22 protein-coding genes and 1 pseudogene are annotated in these 24,394 nt (G+C 74.1%); 13 read left to right on the top strand and 10 right to left on the bottom strand.

Going from position 1 to position 24,394, the window contains the following annotated elements:
* Nucleotides 1–2: 2 nt before the first annotated feature.
* A complete protein-coding gene (locus EF918_RS07390; RefSeq protein WP_125642641.1) occupies nt 3–1,409 on the bottom strand; it encodes an AMP-binding protein in 1,407 nt (468 codons plus the stop codon).
* Between the two features lie 130 nt (nt 1,410–1,539).
* Here EF918_RS07390 and EF918_RS07385 point away from each other — a divergent pair, with 130 nt between their 5' ends.
* The 7 genes and pseudogenes from EF918_RS07385 to EF918_RS07345 all read left to right on the top strand — a co-directional run bounded on the left by EF918_RS07385 (nt 1,540) and on the right by EF918_RS07345 (nt 7,580).
* A complete protein-coding gene (locus EF918_RS07385) occupies nt 1,540–2,691 on the top strand; it encodes a lipid-transfer protein (protein ID WP_125642638.1) in 1,152 nt (383 codons plus the stop codon).
* A 13-nt stretch (nt 2,692–2,704) separates the two neighbouring features.
* On the top strand, nt 2,705–3,157 hold the full coding sequence (locus EF918_RS07380) for a Zn-ribbon domain-containing OB-fold protein (RefSeq protein WP_125642635.1): 453 nt from the start codon (nt 2,705–2,707) through the stop codon (nt 3,155–3,157).
* Complete coding sequence (locus tag EF918_RS07375) at nt 3,154–3,918, top strand: enoyl-CoA hydratase/isomerase family protein (protein WP_125642632.1); 765 nt, start codon at nt 3,154–3,156, stop codon at nt 3,916–3,918. The genes EF918_RS07380 and EF918_RS07375 overlap by 4 nt, the downstream gene beginning before the upstream one ends.
* Before the next feature lie 95 nt (nt 3,919–4,013).
* Nucleotides 4,014–5,753: pseudogene (locus EF918_RS38970) on the top strand (YwqJ-related putative deaminase); the annotation flags it as partial.
* Between the two features lie 52 nt (nt 5,754–5,805).
* A complete protein-coding gene (locus tag EF918_RS07355; RefSeq protein ID WP_185921632.1) occupies nt 5,806–6,279 on the top strand; it encodes an SUKH-3 domain-containing protein in 474 nt (157 codons plus the stop codon).
* Nucleotides 6,272–6,664 (top strand): YwqJ-related putative deaminase, encoded by a 393-nt coding sequence (locus EF918_RS07350; RefSeq protein WP_125642626.1) that lies wholly within the window; start codon nt 6,272–6,274, stop codon nt 6,662–6,664. Before EF918_RS07355 ends, EF918_RS07350 begins: the two co-directional genes overlap by 8 nt.
* Nucleotides 6,654–7,580, top strand: a complete 927-nt coding sequence (locus EF918_RS07345; protein ID WP_125642623.1) for an SUKH-3 domain-containing protein — start codon at nt 6,654–6,656, stop codon at nt 7,578–7,580. Before EF918_RS07350 ends, EF918_RS07345 begins: the two co-directional genes overlap by 11 nt.
* A 298-nt stretch (nt 7,581–7,878) precedes the next feature.
* On the opposite strand, the gene EF918_RS07340 is transcribed toward EF918_RS07345, so the two are convergent.
* From EF918_RS07340 to EF918_RS07330, 3 genes are all read right to left on the bottom strand, one after another.
* A complete protein-coding gene (locus tag EF918_RS07340) occupies nt 7,879–8,379 on the bottom strand; it encodes a peptidylprolyl isomerase (protein ID WP_125642619.1) in 501 nt (166 codons plus the stop codon).
* Nucleotides 8,380–8,447: 68 nt separating this feature from the next.
* The gene (locus EF918_RS07335; protein WP_185921631.1) at nt 8,448–10,880 is read right to left on the bottom strand and encodes a PQQ-binding-like beta-propeller repeat protein; all 2,433 of its coding nucleotides are present in this window, start codon (nt 10,878–10,880) and stop codon (nt 8,448–8,450) included.
* A gap of 103 nt (nt 10,881–10,983) precedes the next feature.
* The gene (locus EF918_RS07330) at nt 10,984–11,772 is read right to left on the bottom strand and encodes a VOC family protein (RefSeq protein WP_125642616.1); all 789 of its coding nucleotides are present in this window, start codon (nt 11,770–11,772) and stop codon (nt 10,984–10,986) included.
* Nucleotides 11,773–11,957: 185 nt separating this feature from the next.
* On the opposite strand from EF918_RS07330, the gene EF918_RS07325 reads away from it, so the two are divergent.
* On the top strand, nt 11,958–12,605 hold the full coding sequence (locus tag EF918_RS07325) for a TetR family transcriptional regulator (protein WP_125642613.1): 648 nt from the start codon (nt 11,958–11,960) through the stop codon (nt 12,603–12,605).
* A 126-nt stretch (nt 12,606–12,731) separates the two neighbouring features.
* Here the strand turns inward: EF918_RS07325 and EF918_RS07320 are convergent, their stop codons facing one another.
* Complete coding sequence (locus EF918_RS07320) at nt 12,732–13,208, bottom strand: nitroreductase family deazaflavin-dependent oxidoreductase (RefSeq protein ID WP_125642610.1); 477 nt, start codon at nt 13,206–13,208, stop codon at nt 12,732–12,734.
* Entirely contained in the window at nt 13,208–14,683 is a 1,476-nt protein-coding gene (locus EF918_RS07315) for an acyl-CoA dehydrogenase family protein (RefSeq protein WP_125642607.1), read from the bottom strand. Before EF918_RS07315 ends, EF918_RS07320 begins: the two co-directional genes overlap by 1 nt.
* A gap of 151 nt (nt 14,684–14,834) precedes the next feature.
* On the opposite strand from EF918_RS07315, the gene EF918_RS07310 reads away from it, so the two are divergent.
* From EF918_RS07310 to EF918_RS07300, 3 genes are all read left to right on the top strand, one after another.
* Nucleotides 14,835–16,010 carry an acetyl-CoA acetyltransferase gene (locus tag EF918_RS07310; protein ID WP_125642604.1) on the top strand — a complete coding sequence of 392 codons (1,176 nt, stop codon included), beginning with the start codon at nt 14,835–14,837 and terminating at the stop codon, nt 16,008–16,010.
* A gap of 211 nt (nt 16,011–16,221) precedes the next feature.
* Entirely contained in the window at nt 16,222–17,304 is a 1,083-nt protein-coding gene (locus tag EF918_RS07305) for a DUF2855 family protein (RefSeq protein ID WP_185921630.1), read from the top strand.
* Nucleotides 17,305–17,460: 156 nt separating this feature from the next.
* Entirely contained in the window at nt 17,461–18,846 is a 1,386-nt protein-coding gene (locus EF918_RS07300; RefSeq protein ID WP_125642601.1) for a S41 family peptidase, read from the top strand.
* 23 nt (nt 18,847–18,869) lie between these two features.
* Here the strand turns inward: EF918_RS07300 and EF918_RS07295 are convergent, their stop codons facing one another.
* The 3 genes from EF918_RS07295 to EF918_RS07285 all read right to left on the bottom strand — a co-directional run bounded on the left by EF918_RS07295 (nt 18,870) and on the right by EF918_RS07285 (nt 21,924).
* A complete protein-coding gene (locus EF918_RS07295) occupies nt 18,870–19,814 on the bottom strand; it encodes an RNA polymerase sigma-70 factor (RefSeq protein WP_125642598.1) in 945 nt (314 codons plus the stop codon).
* The gene (locus EF918_RS07290; protein WP_125642670.1) at nt 19,811–20,989 is read right to left on the bottom strand and encodes an NAD(P)/FAD-dependent oxidoreductase; all 1,179 of its coding nucleotides are present in this window, start codon (nt 20,987–20,989) and stop codon (nt 19,811–19,813) included. The genes EF918_RS07295 and EF918_RS07290 overlap by 4 nt, the downstream gene beginning before the upstream one ends.
* Nucleotides 20,990–21,312: 323 nt before the next feature.
* A complete protein-coding gene (locus EF918_RS07285; RefSeq protein ID WP_125642595.1) occupies nt 21,313–21,924 on the bottom strand; it encodes a hypothetical protein in 612 nt (203 codons plus the stop codon).
* 50 nt (nt 21,925–21,974) lie between these two features.
* Here EF918_RS07285 and EF918_RS07280 point away from each other — a divergent pair, with 50 nt between their 5' ends.
* A complete protein-coding gene (locus EF918_RS07280; protein ID WP_125642592.1) occupies nt 21,975–22,655 on the top strand; it encodes a pyridoxal 5'-phosphate synthase in 681 nt (226 codons plus the stop codon).
* A 46-nt stretch (nt 22,656–22,701) separates the two neighbouring features.
* Here the strand turns inward: EF918_RS07280 and EF918_RS07275 are convergent, their stop codons facing one another.
* A complete protein-coding gene (locus EF918_RS07275; protein WP_125642589.1) occupies nt 22,702–23,439 on the bottom strand; it encodes an SDR family NAD(P)-dependent oxidoreductase in 738 nt (245 codons plus the stop codon).
* Nucleotides 23,440–23,556: 117 nt separating this feature from the next.
* Here EF918_RS07275 and EF918_RS07270 point away from each other — a divergent pair.
* A partial coding sequence (locus tag EF918_RS07270) for a LysR family transcriptional regulator (RefSeq protein WP_148141218.1) occupies nt 23,557–24,394 on the top strand: 838 nt, incomplete at its 3' end.

Below are 24,394 nucleotides of genomic sequence, written 5' to 3'. Positions count from 1 at the left end.
GGTCAGCCCCGGGAGCGGAGCTCGCGCTTGAGGACCTTGCCGCCGGCGTTGCGCGGGAGCTCGGCGACGAACTCCACCTCGCGCGGCACCTTGTAGTTGGCCATCTCGCGCCGGGACCAGGCGATCAGGTCGTCCGCGGTCAGGGTCGCGCCCGGACGGCGCACCGCGTAGGCCTTGCCGACCTCGCCGAGCCGGGGGTCCGGGACGCCGACCACGGCGACGTCGGCGATGTCCGGGTGCAGGCCGAGGAGCTGCTCGATCTCGGCGGGGTAGGCGTTGAACCCGCCGACGATGAACATGTCCTTGATCCGGTCGGTGATCCGCAGGTTGCCCGCCGCGTCCAGGACGCCGACGTCCCCGGTGCGCAGCCAGCCGTCGGCGGTCAGGGCCCGCGCGGTCTCCTCGGCGTCCTCGTAGTAGCCGAGCATCACGTGGTGGCCCCTGACCTGCACCTCCCCCGCCTCACCCGGGCCCAGCACCCGCCCGTCGGCGCCGGCCACCCGCACCTCGGTGCCGACGGGCGGGGGCTGGGCCCGGGTGAGGCGGGGGAGGTGCAGGACGGAGATCCGCTCGGCGGCGATGTTGGCCAGGGCCGTGTCCACGTCGAACACCGGCTGCGGCACCATCGTCGCGCCGCGCATCAGGCAGGCGACGACCCCGGCCTTGTAGCCGAAGGTGTGGAAGAAGGGGTTGACGATCAGGTAGCGGTCGCCCTCGCGCAGCCCGGCCAGCTCGCTCCAGACCGCGTAGCAGCGCAGGGTCTGCGCGTGCGTGATGACCGCGCCCTTGGGGCTGCCGGTGGTGCCGGAGGTGAAGATGATGTCGGAGGGGGCGTCGGTGCGGACGGAGTCGGCGCGGGCCCGTACCACCGCGGCCGGCACCGCGTCCCCGCCGGCGAGGAAGTCCTTCCAGGTCCGGAAGGACTCCGGGGCGTCCTCGGCGAGGACGACCACCTGCTCCAGGTGCGGCAGCCCCGGCAGCGGCCCCTCCCCCGGCCCCTCGGCCGCGGCGCGGCGCAGGGAGGCGACGTAGGAGGTGCCGAGGAAGGTGCCGGTGACGAACAGCAGCCGGGCGCGGCTGCGGCCCAGGACGTAGGCCGCCTCCGCGCCCTTGAAGCGGGTGTTGAGCGGTACGAGCACGGCCCCGGCCGAGACGGCGCCGAGCGCGCTGACGATCCAGTCGAGGCTGTTGGGCGCCCACACCGCGACCCGGTCGCCCGGCTCCACCCCGGCGGCGATGCAGGCGGCCGCGGCCCGTTCGACGCGCTCGCCGAGCTGGGCGTAGCTGATCCGGGTGCGGCCGTCGACCACCGCCTCCCGGTCCGCGTACGCCGTCGCGGCGGCGCGCACCAGGCCGGGGATGCTGCCCCAGCGCAGATCGCCGCGCTCGTCCTCGTGGTCCCCGTCCATCACGCGCCCCTCCCATGAGCCGGTGCCCGTAGCCGCGTGGTCGAGTGGCTGAGCAGCCGAGTAGCTGACTATCCGTCAGATTAGCTGTAGCCTTCGCGGCTGTCAGCACACGTGGACCCCGGAGGTGGCGATGGCGGCAACGCTCAAGGACGCTACGGCGATCGTGGGAATAGGCCAGACCGCGTTCGCCAAGCGGCTGCCCCGGACGGAGAAGGAGCTGGCCTGCCGGGCCGTCCTGGCGGCCCTCGACGACGCCGGCATCGCTCCGTCCGAGGTCGACGGCTTCGCCTCGTACACGATGGAGGAGACCGACGAGGTCGAGGTGGCCAAGGCCATCGGCGCCGGGGACGTCACCTTCTTCTCCAAGGTCGGCTACGGCGGCGGCGGTTCCTGCGCCACGGTCGCCCACCTGGCGGCGGCCGTCGCCACCGGACAGGCCTCGGTCGGGGTGGCCTGGCGGTCGCGCAAGCGCGGCTCGGGGCCGCGGCCGTGGAAGAACACCGCCGTCCAGCTCCCCACCCCCGCGCAGTGGACGCGCCCGTTCGGGCTGCTGCGGCCGGCGGACGAGATCGGCATGCTGGCCCGGCGCTACATGCACGAGTACGGCGCCACCCGCGACCACCTCTTCAACGTGGCCCTGGCCTGCCGCAACCGGGCCAACCAGAACCCGGCCGCGATGATGTACGAACGCCCGCTGACCCGCGAGATGTACATGACCGCCCGCTGGATCAGCGAGCCGCTGTGCCTGTTCGACAACTGCCTGGAGACCGACGGCGCCCTGGCCTGCGTCATCGTCTCCGCCGAACGGGCCCGGGACTGCCGCCGCAAGCCCGTCTACGTCCACTCCGTCGCCCAGGGCCTGCCCGCCCAGCACCACGGGATGGTCAACTACTGGACCGACGACCCGCTGACCGGGCCCGCCTGGACCGCCGCCCGGCACCTGTGGAAGCAGGCCGACTTCGGGCCGCAGGACGTGGACGTGGCCCAGATCTACGACGCGTTCACCCCGCTGATCCCGCTGTCCCTGGAGGGCTACGGCTTCTGCGGCCGCGGCGAGGGCGGCGCGTTCACCGAGGGCGGCGCCCTGGAGATCGGCGGCCGGCTGCCCCTGAACACCAGCGGCGGCGGGCTGTCCGAGGCCTACGTCCACGGCTTCAACCTGATCAACGAGGGGGTGCGGCAGCTCCGCGGGGTGAGCACCGCACAGGTGCCGGGCGCCGCGACCTGCCTGGTCACGGCGGGCGAGGGCGTGCCGACGTCCGCGATACTGCTGCGCGCGTGAGGAGCCGGGAGCGATGACCGACACGACGACGCCCGAGGGCCTGCTGCTGCCCGTCCCCGACGAGGACGGCGCCCCCTTCTGGGAGTACACCGCCCGGGGCGAACTGCGCGTCCAGGCCTGCACCGACTGCGGCCGGCTGCGGTTCCCGCCCCGGCCGTGCTGCCCGCACTGCCAGTCGTTCGCCTCCGCCTGGCGCCCGATGAGCGGCCGGGGCCGGATCTGGTCCTTCGTCCTGCCGCACCCGCCGCTGCTGCCCGCCTACGCGGAGCAGGCCCCGTACAACGTCGTGCTCGTGGAACTCGCCGACGCCCCGTACATCCGGCTCGCCGGGAACCTGGTCGCCTCACCCGACGCCCCGCTGGACTCGGTGGACCCGGCCAAGCTGCGCATCGGCACACGGGTGCAGGTCGCCTTCCGGCAGCTGGGCGGGTTCAGCGTGCCGTGCTGGCTGCTGGAGAAGGCATGAGCGCGGGCCCGGGCGTCCGGCTGGAGCGGGACGAGAAGACCGGGGTCGCGGTGGTCACGCTGGACCGGCCGGCCAAGCACAACGCGCTGACCCCGGAGATGGCGGCGGACCTCGTCCGCGTGTGGCGCGCGCTGCGCTTCGACGACGCGGTCCGGGCGGTGGTGGTCACGGGCGCGGGCGGGGCGGCGTTCTGCACCGGCATCGACCGCACGGCGGTGGTCCCGCAGCCGCCGTCGCCGTACTCCCTGGACGACCCGCTCGTGGCGATCGGCCCGAAGGCCAACGACCTGTGGAAGCCGGTGGTCGCGGCGGTCAACGGCATGGCCTGCGGCGGGGCCTTCTACCTGCTGGGCGAGGCGGAGTTCCTCGTCTCCTCCACCACGGCGACGTACTTCGACCCGCACACGACGTACGGGATGGTCAGCGCCTACGAGGCCGTCTACATGGCGCAGCGGATGCCGTTCGGCGAGGTCGCCCGGATGTCCCTGATGGGCACCGCCGAACGGCTGCCGGCCCGGCGGGCGTACGAGATCGGCTTGGTCTCGGAGCTGGTGGAACCCGAGGACCTGCTGCCGGCGGCCGTCCGCGCCGCCACCGTACTGGCCGGCTACCCGCCCACCGCCGTCGAGGGCACCGTACGCGCCCTGTGGTCGGCCAAACAGGCCGCGCTGACCCAGGCGTTGGCGGGCGCCCCGCACCTGGTACGGCTGGGGAACCTGCCGCCGGAGCAGCAGGCGGAGCTGTTCGGCCGCCGGACCTGACGGCACCCGCGGACCGCCTCCCCGTCCCGTTTTGGCAGACTGTTCTTCGCACACGCATCCTGCGAACGAGTTTGCGCACGGGGGGAGTAGGGGGCATGGCGGTCACGGTGCCCGACTGGGCGGACACGCTGCTGGACCTGATCGGCGTCGCCTGGCCGAACGTCGACGAGGACGCGTATCGGGACATGGCGGACGCCCTGCGCGAGTTCGCCGACGACCTGGAGGACGACGGCCAGCTCGCCAACAACCACTTCGAACGACTGCTGTCCTCCGGCAAGGGCGAGTCGATCGAGGCGCTCAACGAGCACTGGAACAAGGTCAAGGGCAAGCACTTCAAGGACATCGCCGGGGCGGCGCGCACCATTGCGGGAGCGATGGACAAGGCCGCCGGCGCCGTGGAGGCGATGAAGCTCGCCGCCCTCGTCCAGCTCGGCTACCTCGCCGCGGAGGCGGGCATCGCCATCGCCGCGATCCCCGTGACCGGCGGCCTGTCGGCCCTGATCGGCGCCGGGGCGATGCGGGCCACGCAGGAGGTCGTCAAGCGGCTCATCAAAGAGTGCGTCGAGGAGGCCGTCGGCTACATCGTCGCCGCCCTGACCGAACCGGCCGTCGCCGCGCTGGAGGAGATGGCGGCCGACCTGGTGGTCCAGCTCGGCTCCATGGCCCTGGGCCTGCAAGAGGGCGTCGACCTCGGGCAGACGAAGCAGGCGGGCAAGGACGGCTTCCACGACGGCGTCCAGTCCGGCAAGGAGTCCCTCAAGCTCGCCTCGGCCGACGGGGCGGGCGGCGGCCCGGGCGGCGGCACCGGCCTGGTCGACCTGCACATCGACCACGACGAGCACGACCGCGCCCACACCAAGCTCTCCGGCGTCAGCGTGAACATCCACGGCCGTACGACGTCGAAGCTGACCAAGGCCAAGGGCCACCACGGCCGCACCCGGGGCCGCGACTCGATCGCCCAGGCCATCGACCCGGTGGCCGACAAGGCCATGGCGGCCCTGCTGAAGGCGACCAAGCAGGTCGGCGACCACGTCGGCAAGACCCTCCCCAAGGCCGTCAAGCAGATCTCGACGGACCACAAGAACAACGACGACGACCTGGCCGCCCGCCTGGCCAGGGCCAAGGCCAAGAACACCCAGGGCGGCCACGGCGGCGGCTCGGGCGGCGGAGGCGGCGGAGGCAAGCCGCCGACCGGGGGCGGCGGGAACACCGGGGGCAACAACCCCGGCGGCCACCGCATCACGCCGGCGCCGAAGTGGCACGGCAGCTCGGCGGGCCAGATGCGGCACCACCGCACCGACCCGCTGGACGTCAGCCACCTCACCCCGGAGCAGCAGCGCGATGCGCTCGTCCGGGAGACCCGGGACCTGGCGGACAAGGCCCGCAAGGCGAACCCGGACGACAAGAACGACCCCAAGCACAAGATCGACCTGGCCAAGACGCACTTCCCGCCCGGCACCAACCTGCTGGACGGGTCGTGCGCGGGCAGCCTGCTGCACGACGGGGTCGTCACCAGCCACACGAGCGCGACCAAAGGGGCGGGGCAGAAGTTCCCCGACCTGCACCCGGCCTTGGCCGACATCTACCAACAGGTGGAGGCCCAGATCCGCGCCAACGACGGCAAGCCGGGCGCGGGACACGGAAAGTGCGCGGAAGCCCACTTGGTGTCCGACCGGCTGCGCCGGCTCGACCCGGCCGGTACGTCCATCAGTACCGTTGACGACGTGCGCAAGGCCATGCGGGGAGCACAGATGTACACGGTGCAGATCGGCAACCAGGTCCAGCCGACCCCCCTTGCGCACGGCCAGTACAAGGAGCCGTGCAGATCCTGCAGGATCGCACTCGACATGGCGGGCATCACCGCCTTCACCGGATGAGGGAGCTTTCGTGCCGCGTGTGGAAACGCCGGAGGACGTCGACGCCTGGTTCAGGGACTACGGCTGGTTCCCCGGACGGAACGTCGCCGACGAGGTACCGGCGATGATCGAGAAGATCATGGGGGAATACCGGGACAGGGGATTCCCCGTCGAGCCCTTCGAAACTGCGATCGCCTTCCTCACCGAGCACGGCGGGCTGCGTGTCACGATCGACGCAAGCCGCGATGACCACCTGTACTTCACCCCGTGGCTGGGCTACGCGTCGACTCCCTCCGACGTGGCCGAGCTCAGCAGCGGCCTCGGGGTACGCCTGTTCCCGATCGGCATCGACAGCTCCGAAGGATCCCCGATCCTCATCGACGAACGGGGCCGGTTCTTCTACATCCACGACACGGGCATCTACTACATGGGCGCCGACAAGTACGAGGCCATGATCAGCCTCGGCAACCCGCCCATGGAGGACGCGGAGGACTACTTTGTCTGACCTGGTCCCCGGCACGGCCGCTTCCCTGCTCATCCAGGGCACGATCGTCAGCCACACCAACCTCGCCGGCGACGGCGAGCCGCACCTGCACCCGGCCGTGCAGGAGTTCTTCGATGCGCTCCCGCCCGCCGAGCGGGAGCCCTTCCTCGGCTACTGCGCCGAGTCCGCCCTGGTCTCCGACCAGCTCTACGCACTCGACGAGCAGCGCGGGGACGGCCGGACCACCACCCTGGACGAAGCGCTCCCGCACTTCGCGGGGGCGGCGGTCATGGCGCGCAAGATCCGCCCCGAGGGCGACCCCGAGCACGGCACGGAGGCCCCGATCTGCCGTTCCTGCACCGCTCTGCTCAAGGCGCTGGGCATCACCGTCATCCATGACCGCTGACATAGTCCTCAGCAAGCCCACCGACGCACTGGCCCGGGCCGGCTGGCGCCCGGGCCGGGACGCCGGCGACAACGCCATGCTGGCCATCCTGCGGACCGCCGCCGTCGGACAGTGGACCCTCTTCCCCGCCGCCGAGCGGGCCATCCGCGAGTTCCACGGGCTGCGGATAGCGCCCTCCCCCGGCGGGGGCCGCGAGGTCGCCGCGACCGGCTGCCTGGTGGACCCGCAGGAGGCCCGTTACGCCGGACCGCCGCTGACCCGGCTCGGAGGCGCCCTCGGCGTCCGGCTGTTCCCGTTCGGCCGCACCGACTACGAGGCCCCCCTGGCCGTGGACGAGGAGGGCCGGCTGTTCACGCTGGGCGTGGGCGGGGCGTGGCTGCTCGGCGAGACCGCCCGCGAGGGGCTGATCGGGCTGGCCGAGGGCGTCCTGCCCGTACGGCTGCGCTCCCGCGAGCGGCTCTGGCCGCTGGCCGGGATGCCGGCCGACCTCGCCGCGGCCGTGCGGGCCGCCCTGGTCGCCGTGTACGTCCTGCACCGCACGGGGGTCTTCAGCGCCCGCGCGCTGCGCCTGCGGGTCACCACCCTGCGCGGCGTCGGCGTGCTCGCGCTGGACGAGACCTATCCGCTGCTGCCGGGCCGGCTCGACACGAGCGCGGAGCCCCTCACCCGGGCCATGGCGGACGGGCTCGCGGCCGCGGGCCTGTCCCCGCACGGCTGCGAACTGGCCCTCGGCGTCCCCGCCCCGGCCGGCACCACGGGCCCCCTGGCCACGCTGGAGTGCGCGATCACCCTGGGCGGCCCGGCCGGCCGGCCCACCCTGACCCTGTCGGCCCCCATGGGCGCCTCCATCGGCCGCGCCGCCGGGGTCCTCGACGCCTGCGAGCAGGCCTTCACCTCCTGGGCAGCCCGCCAGTGAGGCCCCCCGCCCCCTGGCCCGAGGTGGCGGCCTGGCTGCGCAGCGGGGGCTGGTGGCCGGGCCGGGAGCAGAAGGAGGAGGCCCTGCGGGACGAGCTCGCCCGGGACCTCGGGAGGCGGCTGTTCCCCGTCGGGTACGAGGCGGGCGAGGCCGGCATCGTGCTGTCTGATGCGGCGCGACGAGGATCCGATCGACGCCTTCTACGTGCCGCGGCCCGGCCCCGGCCACGGCCCGGCCCCCGCCCCGGGGGTGCCGGGGCAGGGGCCGTAGGAGAGGGTCCTCGGGGAGGCCGGGGGGGTTACGCGACGGTGCCCGAGGCCTTGACCTTGATGTCGGACTTGGTGGCGCCCGAGCGGGAGCCCAGGGACTCGATCTTCTTGACCAGGTCCTCACCCTCGACGACCTCGCCGAAGACCACGTGCTTGCCGTCCAGCCACGGGGTGACGACCGTGGTGACGAAGAACTGCGAGCCGTTGGTGTTCCTGCCCGCGTTCGCCATCGACAGCAGGAACGGGCGGTCGTGCTTCAGCGTGAAGTTCTCGTCGTCGAACTCCCCGCCCCAGATGCTCTTGCCACCCGTGCCGTTGTGGTTGGTGAAGTCACCGCCCTGGAGCATGAACTCCGGGATGACCCGGTGGAACGGCGAGCCGGCGTAGCCGTAGCCGTGCTGGCCGGTGGCCAGCTCGCGGAAGTTCTGGGCCGTCTTCGGGACCACGTCGTCGAAGAGGCGGAAGACGATGCGGCCGGCGTCCTGGCCGTCGATGCTGATGTCGAAGTAGACGTTGCTCGTGTCGCTCATGGGCACCATCCTGTCACCCACAGCGCGCGGCGGGGCCCCGGACCCCCACCGCGCGTGCCGTCACGTCCTCACGCCGTGCGGGTGCCCGTGCCCTTCGCCGCGTCCAGCGCGTACACGCAGCGGTCCTTGCTGCACGCGTACACCACGCCCGCCTCCGCCACCGGGGAGCCGGTGATCTCGCCGCCCGTGGCCAGCTTCCAGCGCAGCTGCCCGCCCGCCGCGTCCAGCGTGTACAGGCAGGAGTCGGCCGAGCCGAAGTGCACCCGGCCGTCGGCCACCGCCGGCGAGCCCGTGATCTCGCCGCCCGCGGCGAACCGCCACTTGGGGGTGCCGGTCACCGCGTCCAGCGTGTACACCGCGCTGCCCGCGCCCAGGTGGACGCTGCCGCCCGCGACGATGACCGGTTCGGCCGAGGGCCGCGGCTCGGTCGCGATCCGCCATCGGTCGCTGCCGGTGGCCGCGTCCAGGGCGTACACGGTGCCCAGGTAGTCGGCCAGGTAGACCCCGCCGCCGGTGACGGCCGGCCCCGGGGCGAAGGTCGGCGGGGCCATGAAGACCGCGGGCGCCTCGAAGTGCCAGCGCACCCGGCCGGAGGCCCGGTCGATCGACAGCACCCGGGTGCCGGCCGCCACGTACACGTTGCCGTCGGCGGCCGGGGTGACCCGCACCGGGACGTTCCCGCAGGACGCGGCGTCGCCGATCGGGTACGACCAGGCCTCGCGGGCGGTCCGGGCGTCCAGGGCCTTGAGCCGGGCGTCCTGCCAGACGTAGACGTAGCCGTCGGCCAGCACCGGCGCGGCCTCGACCGTCTCGAAGTCGGTCTGCGCCCCGGTCAGCTCCCACAGCTTCTGCCCGCTGGACGCCTCCCAGCCCTGCACCCCGCCGCCGCGGGTGGCGGTGACCACCGTGCCGCGCTCGGCCCGCAGCGCGTACACCCACGCGTCGGTGGCCAGCCGCCAGCGCTCGGCGCCGTCCTGGGCGTCCAGGGCGTACAGGGACGGGCCGTCGGAGGCGTGGATCCGGCCGTCGGCGACCGCCATGGACCAGGCCACGTCCCGGGTCTTGAACTGGCGCCGGCCGCTGCCGACATCCAGGGCGTGCACCTCGAAGGAGGTGACGTAGAGCAGGTCTCCGGCCACGGTCGGGGTGCCCCAGACCTCGTTCGACATCCGGAACCGCCACGGCCGCCAGCGCCCGCTGTCGGGCGCCGGGCCCGGCCGGGGCACCGTCAGCGCGCCCGGGGCGCCCTGCGGGGCGCTCTGGGAGGCCGCGGCGCCGCCCGGCGGGCGGACCCAGCCGGTGGCCGCGTCCACGCCCGGCAGCACCGCGGCGGCCGCGGCCCGCGGCCCGGGCCCGATCGGGACCGGGGAGCCGCCCAGCCGGACGGGCTCGCCCGGCGCCGGGGACCCGACCGGCGGGTAGTCCGGGCGCGGCGGTACGGCCGTACGGCCGCCGCTGCCACCGCTGCGGGGGTCGCCGTGGGCGCCGCCGCCGCGCGGCGGCGGTGTGTCGGGCCGCGGCCGCCGGTGCGTGCCCTGCCCACCACCGGCCCCGCCGGCCCCGCCCTGCCCGCCGACGCCGCCGCCCGCGGCCACCGTGCCCGTACGGCCGCCGGCCCGGCGCGCCTCGATCATGGCGACGGCCCGCGTGGGCAGCCACGCCGAGGCCGTGCCGCTGTCGTCGCCCGCCGCGAACAGGTGCGGGGCGAGCTGCGCCTGGAGGTCGGCCGGTGTGGGCCGGGCGGTGGCGTCCATCTGCATGCAGGAGTCGATCAGCGGACGCAGCTCGTCCGGCAGACCCTCCAGGTTCGGTCCCTCGCGCAGCAGCATGAAGACCGTCTCCACCGGGTTGGCCCCGTGGTACGGCGGGTGCCCGGTGGCCGCGAAGACCAGGGTGGAACCGAGCGAGAAGACGTCACTGGCGCCCTTGACGCTGCGCGAGTCCTTGGCCTGCTCGGGCGACATGTAGGCGGGGGTGCCGACGGCGACGTTGGTCATGGTCAGCCGGGTGTTGGAGACACCGCTGGCGATACCGAAGTCGATCACCCGCGGGCCGTCCTCGACCACCAGCACGTTGGACGGCTTGAGGTCGCGGTGGACCAGGCCGGCCTGGTGGATGGACTGCAGCGCCTCGGCGATGCCGGCCGCCAGCCAGCGCACGGCCTGCGCGGGCATCGGCCCGCACTCGTTGACGATCTCCTCCAGGGAGGGCGCCGGCACGTACGCGGTCGCCAGCCACGGCACGGCCGCCCGCGGGTCGGCGTCCACGACGGCGGCGGTGTAGAACCCGGACACCGCCCGGGCCGCCTCCACCTCCCGTGTGAAACGGACCCGGAAGAGCTGGTCCTCGGCGAGCTCGGTCCGTACCGTCTTGATCGCGACCCGCCGGCCGGACGCCGACCGTGCGAGATAGACCAGCCCCATGCCGCCGGCGCCGAGCCGTCCCAGCACCTCGAAGGGGCCGATCCGTCTCGGGTCGTGCTGCGTCAGCTGCTCCACCACTCGCCTCACACCTCCCCGTACGGACCCGTGCCGGGCCCGCCACAACAGCCCGTGCAGCGTCTCACTCCCGGGCGCCGCCCGGGGTCGCGCAACCCCGATTCTGTCAGGCCTTCCCGCCCTCGGGTTCCTGGAGCAGGGCGAAGGCGGCCCCCTGATTGTCGGCCACCACCGCGATCCGCCCGTAGGGGGTGTCGAAGGGGTCGGCCGTGACCCGTCCACCCAGGCGCCGTACGTCCGCGGCGGCCCGGTCGCAGTCCGGGACCGCGAAGTACACCAGGAAGTGCGCGGGCATGGCCTCGGGGAACGCGTCGGTGATCAGGCTACGGCCCAGGACCGCCGTTTCGGGACCCGGCACGCTGCCCGGCGGGGACCAGGTGCGGTATTCGGTGCCCGCGTCGTCCTGGTCCTGGGGGACGTAGCCGAAGACGGTGGCGTAGAAGACGTCCACGGCGTCCCGGGCCCGGGTGTACAGCTCGCTCCAGCAGTACGTGTACGGCTCCATGCTGGCCTCGAAGCCGTGGTGGGTGCCGGGCTGCCACAGCCCGAACACCGCCCCGCCCGGGTCCGCGGCCATGGCCGCGACGCCGTACGGGCCGACGGGCATGGGGTCCATGACCATCTGGCCGCCCGCGGCCCGGATCCGGGCGGCGGCGGCGCGGGCGTCGGCGGTGTACAGGTACACGCCCCACACGGTGGGCATGCGCCCGTCGGGCTTGGGGGCGAGGGCGGCGACGTTGCGGCCGTCGCGGTAGGCCTGGGTGTAGCCGCCGTACTGGGCGGAGCTGTCCGCGAAGGTCCAGCCGAAGAGCTCGCCGTAAAACCGCTTGCCCGCCTCGACGTCCGGGAGCGAGGCGTCGACCCAGCAGGGCGTGCCTTCTGCGAATGCGGCCATGGCCCGGTCCTTCCGTTCTGCGGGCGAGTGGCACGGTATGCGCCCTCCCGCCATGATCTGCCCCCATATTGTCCACAGCCTGTTGACAGGCCTGTTCGGGGGACCCCGCCGCAGGCCAGGGCATGCATAGCCCCATTTGCATGCGGCCGAATCGCGCCCCGATCACCCCTCGGTAAGCTGACGGCATGACAGGACAAGTACGCACCGTCGACGGCCGCGTCGCCGGCCGGCGCGGTCAGGCGACGCGGCAGAAGCTGCTCGACTGCCTCAGCGAGATGCTCAGCACCTCGCCGTACCGCGACGTCAAGGTCATCGACGTCGCCCGGAAGGCCGGCACCTCGCCCGCGACCTTCTACCAGTACTTCCCGGACGTCGAGGGCGCCGTCCTGGAGATCGCCGAGCAAATGGCCGCCGAGGGCGCGCAGTTGACGATGCTCGTCGAGGGGCGCTCGTGGGTCGGCAAGTCCGGTTGGCTGGCCGCCGAGGAACTCGTCGAGGGATTCCTGGACTTCTGGCGCCGCAACGACGCCATCCTGCGCGTCGTGGACCTCGGCGCGGCCGAGGGCGACAAGCGGTTCTACAAGATCCGCATGAAGATCCTGAACTCCGTCACCAACTCCCTCTCGGCGTCGATGCAGGAGCTCCAGGGCAAGGGCAAGCTCGACAAGGACCTCAGCCCCGCCGCCATCGCGGGCTCGCTCGTCGCGATGCTCGCCGCGGTGGCCTCGCACCAGAAGGGGTTCCAGACCTGGGGCGTGAAGCAGGCCGAGCTCAAGCCGAACCTGGCGCTGCTCGTGCACCTGGGCATGACGGGCAAGAAGCCCACCAGGTAACGGCGGACCCGGCCCCGGGTCCGCCGTCGCCCGGCCGGCGCGTCAGCCGCGCCCGGGGGCGGATCAGCGCCGCGTCAGCCGCACCGCGGGACGGATCGGCGCCGCGTCAGCCCCGCCCCGGCCGGATCAGCGCCGCTCCAGCCGGAACAGCCGGATCTCGCGTGCGATCCGCGCCTGGTACGTCGCGTACGGCGGCCAGAACCGCAGCACCGCGTCCCACGCCGCCGCGCGCTCCGCGCCCTGGAGCAGCCGGGCCCGGACGGCGATGTCCTGCCCCTTCCAGCTCACGGCCGCGTCCGGGTTCTTGAGCAGGTTCGCGGTCCAGGCCGGATGGCCGGGCCGGCCGAAGTTGGACCCGATCAGGATCCAGCTCCCCCCGCCCTCCTCGGGCATGCACGCCAGCGGTGTGGTGCGCGGCTCGCCCGTCCTCGCGCCCTTGGCGGTGAGGATCACCCCGGGCAGCATCTGGGCGCTCAGCAGGACCTTCCCCCGGGTCAGCCGGTGCACGGCCTTGTCCAGGGCCGGGACGACGTGCGGGGCGACCTTGGCGAACAGCCGGGTCGAGGACACCTTCTGCATCAGCTTGACGCCGGGCACGGCCATCAGAGCACCACCCTCTCGCGGGGGACGTCGGTACGGGAGGCGGCCGTGGAGGCCGCGGCGGCCGCGGCGGCGGAGGAGGCCGCGCCGAGGAACAGCCCCGCGCGGTCGGCGGCGTGCGCCCGCAGCCGGTGCACAGGTCCGAAGAGCAGTTCGTCGGCCGCCGCCCGCTTGAAGTACAGGTGCGCCTCGTGCTCCCAGGTGAAGCCGATCCCGCCGTGGAGCTGGATCGCCTCGCCGGCGCACTGCCGCAGCGCCTCCAGCGCCTGGGCGAGCGCCAGCGGGCCCTGCTCGGGGTCCCAGGCCGCGTAGTACGCCGCCGAACGGGCCGCCTGGAGCTGCACGTAGAGGTCGGCCAGCCGGTGCTTGACCGCCTGGAACGAGCCCACGGCCCGGCCGAACTGCTCGCGCCGGCCGACGTACTCCACCGTCCGGGCCAGCGCCTGCCCGGCCGCGCCCACGGCCTCGGCGGCGAGCACGGCGGCGGCGGTCCGGCCGGTGGCGGCCAGGGCCGGGAGCACGTCGGCCGCCTCCGCGCCGAGCAGCTCGGCGGGTACGTCGCGCAGCTGGACCCGGCCCTGCGCCCGGGTCTCGTCCAGCGAGGTCTGCCGGCTCCGCACCAGGCCGGGCACGGCGGACGCGGGGGATGCGGCGGCAGCGGTACCGGTGTCGGCCCGGCCGTCGGCGGCGGCCCCACCGCGGGCGTCGGCCCGGGCATCGGCGGCGGCCTCACCGCGGGCGTCGGCCCGGGCATCGGCGGCGGCCTCACCGCGGGCGTCGGCGCGGGCGTCGGCGGCGGCCCCACCGCGGGCGTCGGCGCGGGCGTCGGCGGCGGCCTCACCGCGGGCGTCGGCGCGGGCGTCGGCGGCGGCCCGTACGAGGAACAGTGCGGTCCGGCTGCGGGCGAAGCCGCCCGTGTGGGCGGCGACCAGCAGCAGCCCGGCCCGGTGCCCGTCGAGCACCTGGGCGGCCTCGCCGTAGAGCCGCCAGCCGTCCTCGGTGCGACGGGCCTGCACTCCCCCGGCCCGGCCGCCGCCGGCCCAGTCGCCGCCGGTGTTCTCGCCGGTCAGGGCGAGGGCGGTAGCCAGCGCGGTGCCGGGCACGGCGAGGGCGGCGGTGAGCGAGCCGTCGGCGAGCCGCGGCAGCAGCTCCGTCCGCTGGGCGGGGGTGCCCAGGGCCGCGACCAGCGGCGCCACCAGCACGGCCGTGGCCAGCAGCGGTGAGGGCAGCAGCGCCCGCCCGGTCTCCTCGCAGGCCAGCACCAGGTCGGCCGGGGAGCAGCCGACCCCGCCGTACTCCTCGGCGACCGCGATCCCGGGCAGGCCCAGGGCCTGGGCGAGCTGCTGCCACAGCGCGGTGTCGTAGCCGGCGTCGGTCCGTACGGCTGCCTTGACCTGGTCCGGTCCGCAGCGCTTGGCCAGGATCTCGCGCAGGGTGCGGCGCATCTCGTCCTGCTCCGCGGTGAAGGCGGCGTCCATCGCGCTCCTCCTCATATCTGACGGCGCGTCATGTTAGGCCGGTGCCGTACGGAAGCCCAGAGGGCGGGCGGGCCGGGTTCCCATCCGGCGGGACGGGCCGGCGCCGGAGGGGGCATGGGTTCGCACGTCAATCTGATGTACCGTCAGATTCATGCCTGAACCCACGCCCCGCCGCAAGGTCGCTGTCGTCGGCGTCGCCCTCTCGGACTGCGGCAAGGTCGACGGCCCGACCCCGTACGCCCTGCACGCCCAGGCCGCCCGCCGCGCCCTGGCCGACTCGGGCCTGGACCGCTCGGTGATCGACGGCTTCGCCTCCGCCGGGCTCGGCACGCTGGCCCCGATCGAGGTCGCCGAGTACCTGGGGCTGCGCCCCGCCTGGGTGGACTCCACCTCGGTCGGCGGCTCCACCTGGGAGGTCATGGCCGCCCACGCGGCCGACGCCATCGCGGCCGGCCATGCCAACGCCGTCCTGCTCGTCTACGGCTCCACCGCCCGGGCCGACATCAAGGCCCGCCGGCGCACCTCCAACCTCTCCTTCGGCGCCCGCGGCCCGCTCCAGTTCGAGGTCCCGTACGGCCACACCCTGGTGGCCAAGTACGCGATGGCGGCGCGGCGGCACATGCACGCGTACGGCACCACCCTGGAGCAGCTCGCCTCGGTGGCCGTCCAGGCCCGGGCCAACGCCGCGACCAACCCCGACGCGATGTTCCGCGACCCCCTCACGGTGGAGGACGTCCTCTCCGCCGAGATGATCGCCGACCCCTTCACCAAGCTGCACTGCTGCATCCGCTCCGACGGCGGCTGCGCGGTGCTGCTCGCCGCCGAGGAGTACGTGCCCGACATCGCCAAGGCCCCGGTGTGGGTGCTCGGTTCCGGGACCGCCGTCTCGCACACCACCATGTCCGAATGGCCCGACTTCACGGTGTCCCCGGCCGCCGCCTCCGGCCGGCAGGCCTTCGCCCGGGCCGGGCTGACCCCGGCCGACGTGGACCTCGCCCAGATCTACGACGCCTTCACCTACATGACCCTGGTGACCCTGGAGGACCTGGGCTTCTGCGCCAAGGGCGAGGGCGGGGCCTTCGTGGAGAAGGGCCGGCTGCTGCGCGACGGGGAGCTCCCGGTCAACACCGACGGCGGCGGGCTGTCCGCCTGCCACCCCGGCATGCGCGGGCTGTTCCTCCTGGTCGAGGCCGTCCGCCAGCTCCGCGGCGAGGCGGGCGAGGGCCAGGTCCGCAAACGGGGCGGCCGGCTGCCCGAGGTCGCGGTGGCCTCGGGCACGGGCGGCTGGTTCTGCTCCTCGGGGACGGTCCTCCTGGGACGCGGGTAGGCGGTGCCCACGGTCGGGACGGACGGTGCGCACGGGTCGGCCGGGACAGTGCCCACGGCTCGGCCGGGACGGTGCCCACGGCTCGGCCGGGACGGTGCCCACGGCTCGGCCGGGACGGTGCCCACGGCTCGGCCGGGACGGTGCCCACGGGTCGGGACGAGTTATCCACAGGCCTGTCGGGGGTGCTCGGGGCTGCCGTACCGTCCTCGGCATGAACACCTATGAAGCTACTGCCGCTTGGCAGATGGTCATCGACCGGGACGACCTCGCGCGCACCGAGCTGATCGGTGTGTCCGTCCCCGAGGTCGCGGAGGGCGAGGTGCTGCTGCGGGTGGACCGCGTCGGCCTCACCGCCAACAACGTCACCTATGCCGTCCTCGGCACGTCCGTCCGCTACTGGGACTTCTTCCCCACCCGCGAGGGCTGGGGCGTGGTCCCCGTGTGGGGCTTCGCCGAGGTCGTCGCCTCCCGGGCGGCCGGTGTCGAGCCGGGCAGCCGGGTCTACGGCTACCTGCCGTCGGGCAGCCACCTGCTGGTCCGCGCGGGCGGCGTGGACGCCCGCGGCTTCCGGGACGACAGCCCGCACCGGGCGGACCTCCCCTCGGTCTACAACCACTACACCTTCACCGCCACCGACCCGCTCCACGACCCGGACCGCGCGGACCTGCGGATCCTGTACCAGCCCCTGTTCTGGACCTCCTTCATGCTGGCCGACCAGGTCGTCGACCAGGAGGGGTGGGGCGCCGACCAGGTGGTGCTGTCCTCCGCGTCGAGCAAGACGGCGTACGGCACCGCCTTCCTGCTCAAGGGGCGGGGCCGGGAGGTGGTGGGGCTCACCTCCCGGGGCAATGTCGCCTTCACCGAGGGCCTCGGCTGCTACGACCGGGTGTCGGCCTACGAGGACCTGGCCGGACTCCCGTCCTCGCGGCCGACGCTGTTCCTCGACTTCGCGGGCGACAGCGGCGTCACCGAGCGGCTGCGCGGCCACCTCGGCAGCGCCCTGGTGCACGGCCTGCGCATCGGCGTCACCCATCAGCAGGGCGGTTTCTTCGCGGCGGGCTCCGGCGCGGACGCCACGTTCTTCGCCCCCGAGCAGATACGCAAGCGGGCCAAGGACTGGGGCCCCCAGGAGCTGAACCGCCGGCTGGCCGCGGGCTGGCAGGAGTTCACGTCGGCCGTCGTGAAGTGGGTCGAGGTGGTGCACGGCGAAGGCGCACGGGCGCTGGAGGAGACCTGGCGCGAGGTCCAGGCCGGGCGCACTTCGCCGCGCACCGGCCACGTCCTGGCCCTCTAGGCCGTCTCCTTCTTGCCATGTGCGGCCCCGGACACAGCGCGGGTAGTGGGGGCTGGCCCCACCTTCGATCGGCCGGACAGCCGGATGGCCCGGTACCTTCCGTGTCGGCGACGGTGGGGCGGTACCCAGCAAGCCGCCCACAGAGAAGGCAAAGTCGTGCGCATCGTCACAGCCACCGCCGTAGCCCTGGCCCTCGTCGGTGCAGCCGCACCAGCCGCCACCGCCCACCAGCCGGCCACTGAAGGAATCTGGCGCACCGACGGCTACGGCACTGTGCTGTCCCTCCGGAACGGAACTCTCCAGGAGTACCAGACCACTGCCGTCAGCTGCGTCGCGGGCGACACCGCGCAGCAGACCGGCCCCGGCACTTACTCCACGTCCGAAGGCACCGTCCTCACCCTGCGCACCCGCGGGGACCGCGACCGCGCATCCCTACGCCTGGACGGCGATGTCGGCGAACGGAACCTGCGCCGGATGACGGAGCTGCCCGATGCCTGCACGCGCTCCGCCCCCGGGGGACCGCTCGCCTCCTTCGACATCTTCTGGCGGTCCTTCGAGGAGAACTACCCCTTCTTTGCCGCCAAGGGCATCGATTGGCACGCGGTACGCGACCGGTACCGGCCCACGGTCCACGACGGGACGACCCCGGACGAACTCTTCGCCGTCTTCAGCGAGATGGTCGAGCCGCTCCACGACGCCCATGTCGCCGTCTTCGATGTCGACGCCGACCGCAACGGCATTCCCGACCGCGCCTTCGCACAGGTTCGCCCCGGCACCGTCCCGCCCGACGGGAAGCTCGACGCCAAGGTCAAGAAGTTCGTGGTGGAGCGTGACCTCAAGGACGCTCGGAACCTCCAGGACTTCGCCGCCGGGCGGATCACCTACGCCGACCTCCCCGGCAGGAACGGCTACCTTCGTATCTCCGGCTTCGGCGGCTACGCGGGCGACAAGGCCTCCTACGCCGCCGAACTGGCCGAGCTCGACAAGGCGCTGGACACGATCCTCGACCAGGAGCGCACCCGGCACCTGAAGGGCCTGGTCATCGATCTGCGGATCAACGGCGGCGGCTTCGACGCCATGGGGCTCCACCTCGCCGGGAGGCTGACCGAGGCCCCCTACCTCGCCTATGCCAAGCGGGCTCGCAACGATCCCGCGGACCCCACCCGGCACACGCGTCCGCAGCCCTTGTACGTCACGCCCGCCCAGGGCCCCCGCTACACCGGGCCGGTCGCCGTACTGACCGGCGGCTCCACCACCAGCGCGGGAGAGACCTTCACCCAGGCTCTCATGGACCGGCCCGGGCGAACCGTGAGGATCGGTCAGCCCACGCAGGGCGTCTTCTCGGACGTCATGGTGCGCAAGCTCCCCAACGGCATGTCGGTCTGGCTGCCGAACGAGGAGCTGCTGAACCGGTCGGGCAGCACCTTCGACGGCGCGGGCATCCCGCCACACCTCACCGAGCCGGTCTTCACCACGGAGGAGTTCGACCGGAACAAGGACTCGGCCTTCGACCGGGCCCTGAAGGTTCTCCGCGGCTGGTGATCTGAGTCGGTCTCCGACTCAGATCACCAGCCCCGCTCCGCCCCCGCGCCCAGGTCGTAGGCGGTGCCGGTGGTCACCGCGTGGAGCTTGTCGGGGTTGGCCACGTTGTGGATCGTCGTGATGCGGCCGTCGGCGTCGAAGTCGAAGGTGACGGTCGCGATCACGCGGTCCGGGCCACTGAAGACGATGCCCGGCGCGCCGTTGAGCGTGACGAGTTCCGCCTTCATGTCGACCGGGGCGACGCCCTGGTAGGTGACGCTGCCGATGCGGGCGAACCAGCCCGCCACCGTGGTCGCGCCGACCACCGGGAGCAGCGCCTGGCGGACCTTGCCGCCGCCGTCGGTCCACAGCGTGACGTCCGGTGACAGCAGTTCCATCAGGGCGTTGACGTCCCCGCCGGTCGCCGCGGCGAAGAAGCGCTCGGTGGCGGCCCGTTGGCGGGAGGGGTCGGCGGCGAAGCGGGGGCGGCGGGCCCGGACGTGCTCCCGCGCGCGGTGGGCGGCCTGGCGGACGGCGGGCTCGGAGCGTTCCACGGCCTCGGCGATCTCGGCGTGGCTGAAGGCGAAGACCTCCTTCAGCACGAACACCGCCCGCTCCAGCGGGCTGAGCGACTCCAGCACCACCAGCATGGCCATCGACACCGACTCGGCGTCCACCGCCGCCTCGGCCACGTCCGGCTCGGTGAGGACCGGCTCCGGCAGCCAGGGGCCCACGTACGCCTCCCGTTTGGCGCGGGTGGACCGCAGCCGCTCCACGGCGAGGTGGGACACGATCCGGGTCAGGTACGCCTTGGCGTCGGCCACCTGGGAGCGGTCGGCGGCCGACCACTTGAACCAGGCGTCCTGCACCGCGTCCTCGGCGTCCGCCGCCGTGCCCAGCAGCCGGTAGGCCACGGAGAAGAGCAGGCCGCGGTGCCGGTCGAAGACCTGCTGGTCGGGGTGATGGGCCGCGAGCGGCGCGCCGCTCATCGGGCCTCGCCGCCGCGGATCCGGGTGAACCGGCCGCCGCGCGGCCAGAACGCGCCCGAGGCGGGCATCTTCTTCATACGGCCGTAGGTCGGCCAGGGAGCGGCGGTCACCGTCTCCTTGTACCGGACGGCGAGCCGGCCCGTCAGGCAGAACCGGCGCGGGCTGTCGTCGGGGTGGGTGAACTGCACCACCGCGTCGTTGCGGCCCAGGCTGACCGGCGTGTGGTAGTAGCCGAAGCGGAACGGCTTGGGCCGCTTGCCGTCCAGGACCCGCAGCACGGACAGCGCCGCGTGCACCCCGGTCGGCATGCCGCCCTGGCAGGTCCCGTGCATCACCCCGTAGCGCTGGCGGACCGCCGCCGCGTCCCCGACGGCGTAGACCTCCGGGTGGGACACCGACCGCAGCGTGGGGTCGGTGAGGATCCGGCCGCGCTCGTCCACGGCGAACCCGGCGGCGGCGGCCAGCGGGGACACGTGCGTCCCGCTGGTCCACAGCACCGCGTCGGCGTCGAGGACCTGCCCGTCCGCGAGCGCCACCCCGCCGGGCCGCACCTCGACCACCTCGGCCCCGGCGCGGACCCGCACGCCCAGCCGGCCGAGCGCGGCCCGGACGTACGCCCGCGCCTTCGGGTTCATGGCGGCGCCGGGCTCCTGCCGGCCCAGCAGGACCACGTCCAGTTCCGGGTGCCGCTCGGCGATCTCCGCGGCCGACTCGACCCCGGTCAGGCCGCTGCCGCAGACCACGACCGTGCCGCCGCCGGCCGCGGCGAGCCGGCCGAGGCGGTCGGCCAGCAGTTCGGCGTCCCGGGCCCCGTCCAGGGCGTACGCGTGGTCCTCGGCCCCCGGCACCGCCGAGCGGTCGGCCACGCCGCCCAGGCCGTGGACCAGGGTGTCGTAGGGCAGCGCGTAGGCGTCGTCGATCCGCACGGTCCTGGCGTCGGCGTCGATCGCCGTCACCCAGCCGCGCACGAAGCGCGCGCCCGTGCCCTCCAGCAGGTCCGGGATGCTGAGCTCGGCCGTCCGCTGCCCGGTCGCCGTCAGGTGCAGCCGCATCCGCTCGGTGAACCGTTCCTGCGCGTTGACCACGACCACCTCCACGTCCGCCCGCCCCCGGGTCCTGGCCGCGAGCTGCATCGCCGCGGACAGCCCGGCGTAGCCGGCGCCCAGGACCACCACGCGGTGCGGACCGGCCGCACCTGCGGCGGCCGCCGTGCCCGCCGAGTCGACCGCGTTCGCCGTGCCGGCCGCGTTCGCCGTGCCGGCCGTGGCCGCCGCGTTCACCGTGCCGGCCGTGGCCGCCGCGTCCGCCGTGCCGGCCGTGGCCGCCGCGTCCGCCGTGCCGGCCGTGGCCGCCGCGTTCACCGTGGCCGCCGCGTCCGCCTGCTGCTGGGCGCTCATGATGGGTGCCTCCCTCGTCGTCCTTGCGTGCTGACGACCACCGGACGCGAGCAGGGCGCCGATTCGTGACACGGGGCGCGGTGTGACGTGCGCCACCCCGTTCACCAGGGGCGGGCCAGGGGCTGCCCGGAGGGGGCGAGCGGGATCGTGCGGGGCGTGTGGTCCACGTCCACCAGGACGATCCGGTCCGGGCCGTCCCACCTCGCGTCGAGGACGCCCTTGCCCGGGTCCCCGTCGGTGTACGTGGCGACCGGCCAGCGGCGGGCCGTCGGGAAGGAGCCCTGGTCGACGTGGATGCGCCAGACCGGGTGGAACAACGGCGAGGTCCGCTCCACCACCAGGCGGCGCGCCACGCCGCCCGGGGCCGGGACGTCGTACTCCCGCATCGGGAACGGGTCCGCGAGCACCCCGAGCGTCGGCGGCGCGGTCACGCCCATCACGGTGGCCGCCACCAGCCCCACCGCCGCGGCCTGGCGCACCGCCTGCCGGCGCGAGCGCAGCATGACCGCCCCGGCCAGGGCGAGCCCGGCCGACACCCCCAGCAGCACCGGCCGGTCGGCCTCCGCGACCAGTACCGGCCCCCCGGGCCGGTCCAGCAGCGCCGCCGCCACCGCCACGACCAGCAGCCCCCCGGTCAGGGCGAACAGGGCCCCGGCTGCGGCCCCGGCCGCCCGTGTGCCGCGCGTGTCCCTGCCCGTGCCCGTCTCGTCCATGCCCGGAAACCTAGTCCACCCGGTACGGGCCGATGGTGTTCGATGGCGGTATGAGCAGCCAGGAGCAGCCCCTCGACGACTTCCACGCCGCCCTGCGCGCCGCGCGCGTGTGGGACATCGACCTCCCGCGGTTCGACCCGGCCGGCGCCCCCGCCGACCCGGTCGCCCTGTTCCACGAGTGGTTCGTGCACGCCGCGAAGGCGGGCCAGCCGGAGCCGCACACCATGTCCCTGGCCACCGCGGACGCGGCCGGCCGGCCCGACGTGCGGACGCTGATGCTGCACGACGCGGACGCCCGCGGCTGGCACTTCGCCTCGCACTCCACCAGCGCCAAGGGCCGCCAGCTCGCCGCCCGCCCGCAGGCGGCGCTCGGCTTCTACTGGCCCGCCGTCGCCCGCCAGGTACGGATCCGGGGCCGGGTCACCGACCTCGGCGCCGAGGCCGGCCGCGCCGAGCTGGCCGTCCGCTCGCGCGGCGCTCTGGCCGCCGCGCTGACCGGCCGCCAGAGCGAGGTGCTGGGCTCCGTGGAGGAGCTGGCCGAGGCCTCGGCCGCCGCCTGGGAGCGGGCCGGCACCGAGCCGGACGCCCCGGCCCCGACCTGGACGGCGTACGTACTGGAGCCGGCGGAGGTCGAGTTCTTCCAGGGCGATGCCCAACGCCGGCACGTCCGGCTGCGCTACCACCGGGCGGCCGACGGCGGCCCGTGGCAGCGGCAGCTCCTGTGGCCCTAGCCGGGCTCGGGCAGGGCCGAGCGCGCTCGGGCGGCTCCGGCCGGGCTCAGGCGGCGCGGCCGATGACGTGCCCGCCGTCGACCCGCAGGGCGTGGCCGGTGACGAACTCGGCGTCGGCCAGGTAGCGGACCGCGTCCGCGACCTCCGTCACCTCACCGACCCGGCCCAGCAGGTGGACCCCGCCGAACGCGTCCACGTCCGTGCCCTCGTGCAGCGGGGTGCGGATGATGCCGGCGGCCACCAGGTTCACGCGGATGCCGTCGGCGGCGAGTTCGGTCGCCAGACTGGTGGTCAGCGCGTGCACGCCGGCCTTGCTGATCACCGGCGCGGAGGCCGGCAGACCGGCCAGGGCGTGGTCGACGAGGACCGTGCCGATGTTCACGATGCTGCCCCGGCGCCCCTGCGCGCGCAGGTGCCGGACGAAGGCCTGGGTCGTGACGTAGGTGCCCTTGAGGTTGCCGGTCAGGAAGCCGTCGAGCTCCTTCTCGGTGACCTCGGTGAACGGCCGGGAGGCGAAGGTGCCGGCGTTGTTGACGAGCACGTCGGCACCCCCGAAGCGCTCCTGCGCCGCCTGGACCAGCGCCTCGCCGGTCCCCGCCTCGGCGATGTCCCCGGCGGCCCAGGCGGTGCGCTCCGGCCGGCCGAGCGCCGCGGCGGCCTCGGCCAGACGGCCGGCGTCCCGGCCGCCGAGGACGACGTTGGCCCCGTCCTCCAGGAAGGCCCGGGCGATGCCGAGGCCGATGCCGCTGGAGGAACCGGTGACGATGACGGTGCGGACGCTCATGGTGAACTGCCTTCTCAGGAGGGGGAGGACCGGACGGTTCGCCGGACACCTGCACCGTACGAGCGGATCAACTCATCACACCACGACCGATTTTGAAGCGTGTGATAATCCCCGCTTATGGATATGGACCTGCGCGACCTGGAACTCCTCGACGCCACCGCCGAGGCCGGTTCGCTGACCGCCGCCGCCGAACGGCTCTACGTCAGCCAGCCCGCGCTCAGCCAGCGGCTGACCCGCCTGGAGGACCGGCTCGGCATGCCCCTGTTCGAGCGGCGCGGCCGCCGGCTGGTGCCGAACGCGGCCGGGCGGCGCATGCTCATCGCCGCCCGGCACGTCCTGCACGAACTGGAGTCGGCGACCCGCGACCTGCGGGAGATGCGCGAGGGCCGCGAGCGCCGGGTGCGCTTCGCCGCGCAGTGCAGCACCACCTTCCCGTGGCTGCCGCCGGTGCTCCGGTCGTTCCGCGAGCGGGTGCCGGACGTGGAGGTGCGCATCGAGACGGTGCCCGACGACGCCCCCGTCCCCGCGCTGCTCGCCGACCGGGTGGACGTGGCCCTGGTGACCACGCCGGACCAGCAGATGGACCGGGTGGAACTGCTCCCGCTGTTCGAGGACGAGATGGTCGCCGTGGTGCCGGCCGGACATCCCTGGACCACCCGCCCGCACGTGACCGCCCGCGACTTCGAGGGCGCCCACCTGGTCCTGTACGACGTCTACGACCAGAACCGCATCCCCTCGATCCCGCTGCCCGTACCGCTGCGGGCCCGCCCCGCCCGGATCACCACCATGCCGCTGGTGACGGACCTGGTGATCGAGATGGTGGCGGGCGGCCAGGGCGTGACGGTCCTGCCCCACTGGGTCGCCGCCCCGTACACCGCCTCGCACGGCCTGGCCACGGTACGGATCGGCGCCCGGCCCCTGATCCGCACCTGGTACTGCGCCACCCGCCCCGGCC

The organism is Streptomyces sp. WAC06614 (assembly GCF_003949795.1).
Taxonomy (GTDB): Bacteria; Actinomycetota; Actinomycetes; order Streptomycetales; family Streptomycetaceae; genus Streptomyces.
Note: the sequence above shows the minus strand (reverse complement) of the source record. Positions and strands in the feature narration are given on the sequence as shown.

Excerpts from the sequence above, each read along its gene's own strand:
- EF918_RS07390 (WP_125642641.1), bottom strand. The coding sequence starts at position 1,409 with ATGGACGGGGACCACGAGGACGAGCGCGGCGATCTGCGCTGGGGCAGC.
- EF918_RS07385 (WP_125642638.1), top strand. The coding sequence starts at position 1,540 with ATGGCGGCAACGCTCAAGGACGCTACGGCGATCGTGGGAATAGGCCAG.
- EF918_RS07380 (WP_125642635.1), top strand. The coding sequence starts at position 2,705 with ATGACCGACACGACGACGCCCGAGGGCCTGCTGCTGCCCGTCCCCGAC.
- EF918_RS07375 (WP_125642632.1), top strand. The coding sequence starts at position 3,154 with ATGAGCGCGGGCCCGGGCGTCCGGCTGGAGCGGGACGAGAAGACCGGG.
- EF918_RS07345 (WP_125642623.1), top strand. The coding sequence starts at position 6,654 with ATGACCGCTGACATAGTCCTCAGCAAGCCCACCGACGCACTGGCCCGG.
- EF918_RS07340 (WP_125642619.1), bottom strand. The coding sequence starts at position 8,379 with ATGAGCGACACGAGCAACGTCTACTTCGACATCAGCATCGACGGCCAG.
- EF918_RS07330 (WP_125642616.1), bottom strand. The coding sequence starts at position 11,772 with ATGGCCGCATTCGCAGAAGGCACGCCCTGCTGGGTCGACGCCTCGCTC.
- EF918_RS07325 (WP_125642613.1), top strand. The coding sequence starts at position 11,958 with ATGACAGGACAAGTACGCACCGTCGACGGCCGCGTCGCCGGCCGGCGC.
- EF918_RS07320 (WP_125642610.1), bottom strand. The coding sequence starts at position 13,208 with ATGGCCGTGCCCGGCGTCAAGCTGATGCAGAAGGTGTCCTCGACCCGG.
- EF918_RS07315 (WP_125642607.1), bottom strand. The coding sequence starts at position 14,683 with ATGGACGCCGCCTTCACCGCGGAGCAGGACGAGATGCGCCGCACCCTG.
- EF918_RS07310 (WP_125642604.1), top strand. The coding sequence starts at position 14,835 with ATGCCTGAACCCACGCCCCGCCGCAAGGTCGCTGTCGTCGGCGTCGCC.
- EF918_RS07305 (WP_185921630.1), top strand. The coding sequence starts at position 16,222 with ATGAACACCTATGAAGCTACTGCCGCTTGGCAGATGGTCATCGACCGG.
- EF918_RS07295 (WP_125642598.1), bottom strand. The coding sequence starts at position 19,814 with ATGAGCGGCGCGCCGCTCGCGGCCCATCACCCCGACCAGCAGGTCTTC.
- EF918_RS07285 (WP_125642595.1), bottom strand. The coding sequence starts at position 21,924 with ATGGACGAGACGGGCACGGGCAGGGACACGCGCGGCACACGGGCGGCC.
- EF918_RS07280 (WP_125642592.1), top strand. The coding sequence starts at position 21,975 with ATGAGCAGCCAGGAGCAGCCCCTCGACGACTTCCACGCCGCCCTGCGC.
- EF918_RS07275 (WP_125642589.1), bottom strand. The coding sequence starts at position 23,439 with ATGAGCGTCCGCACCGTCATCGTCACCGGTTCCTCCAGCGGCATCGGC.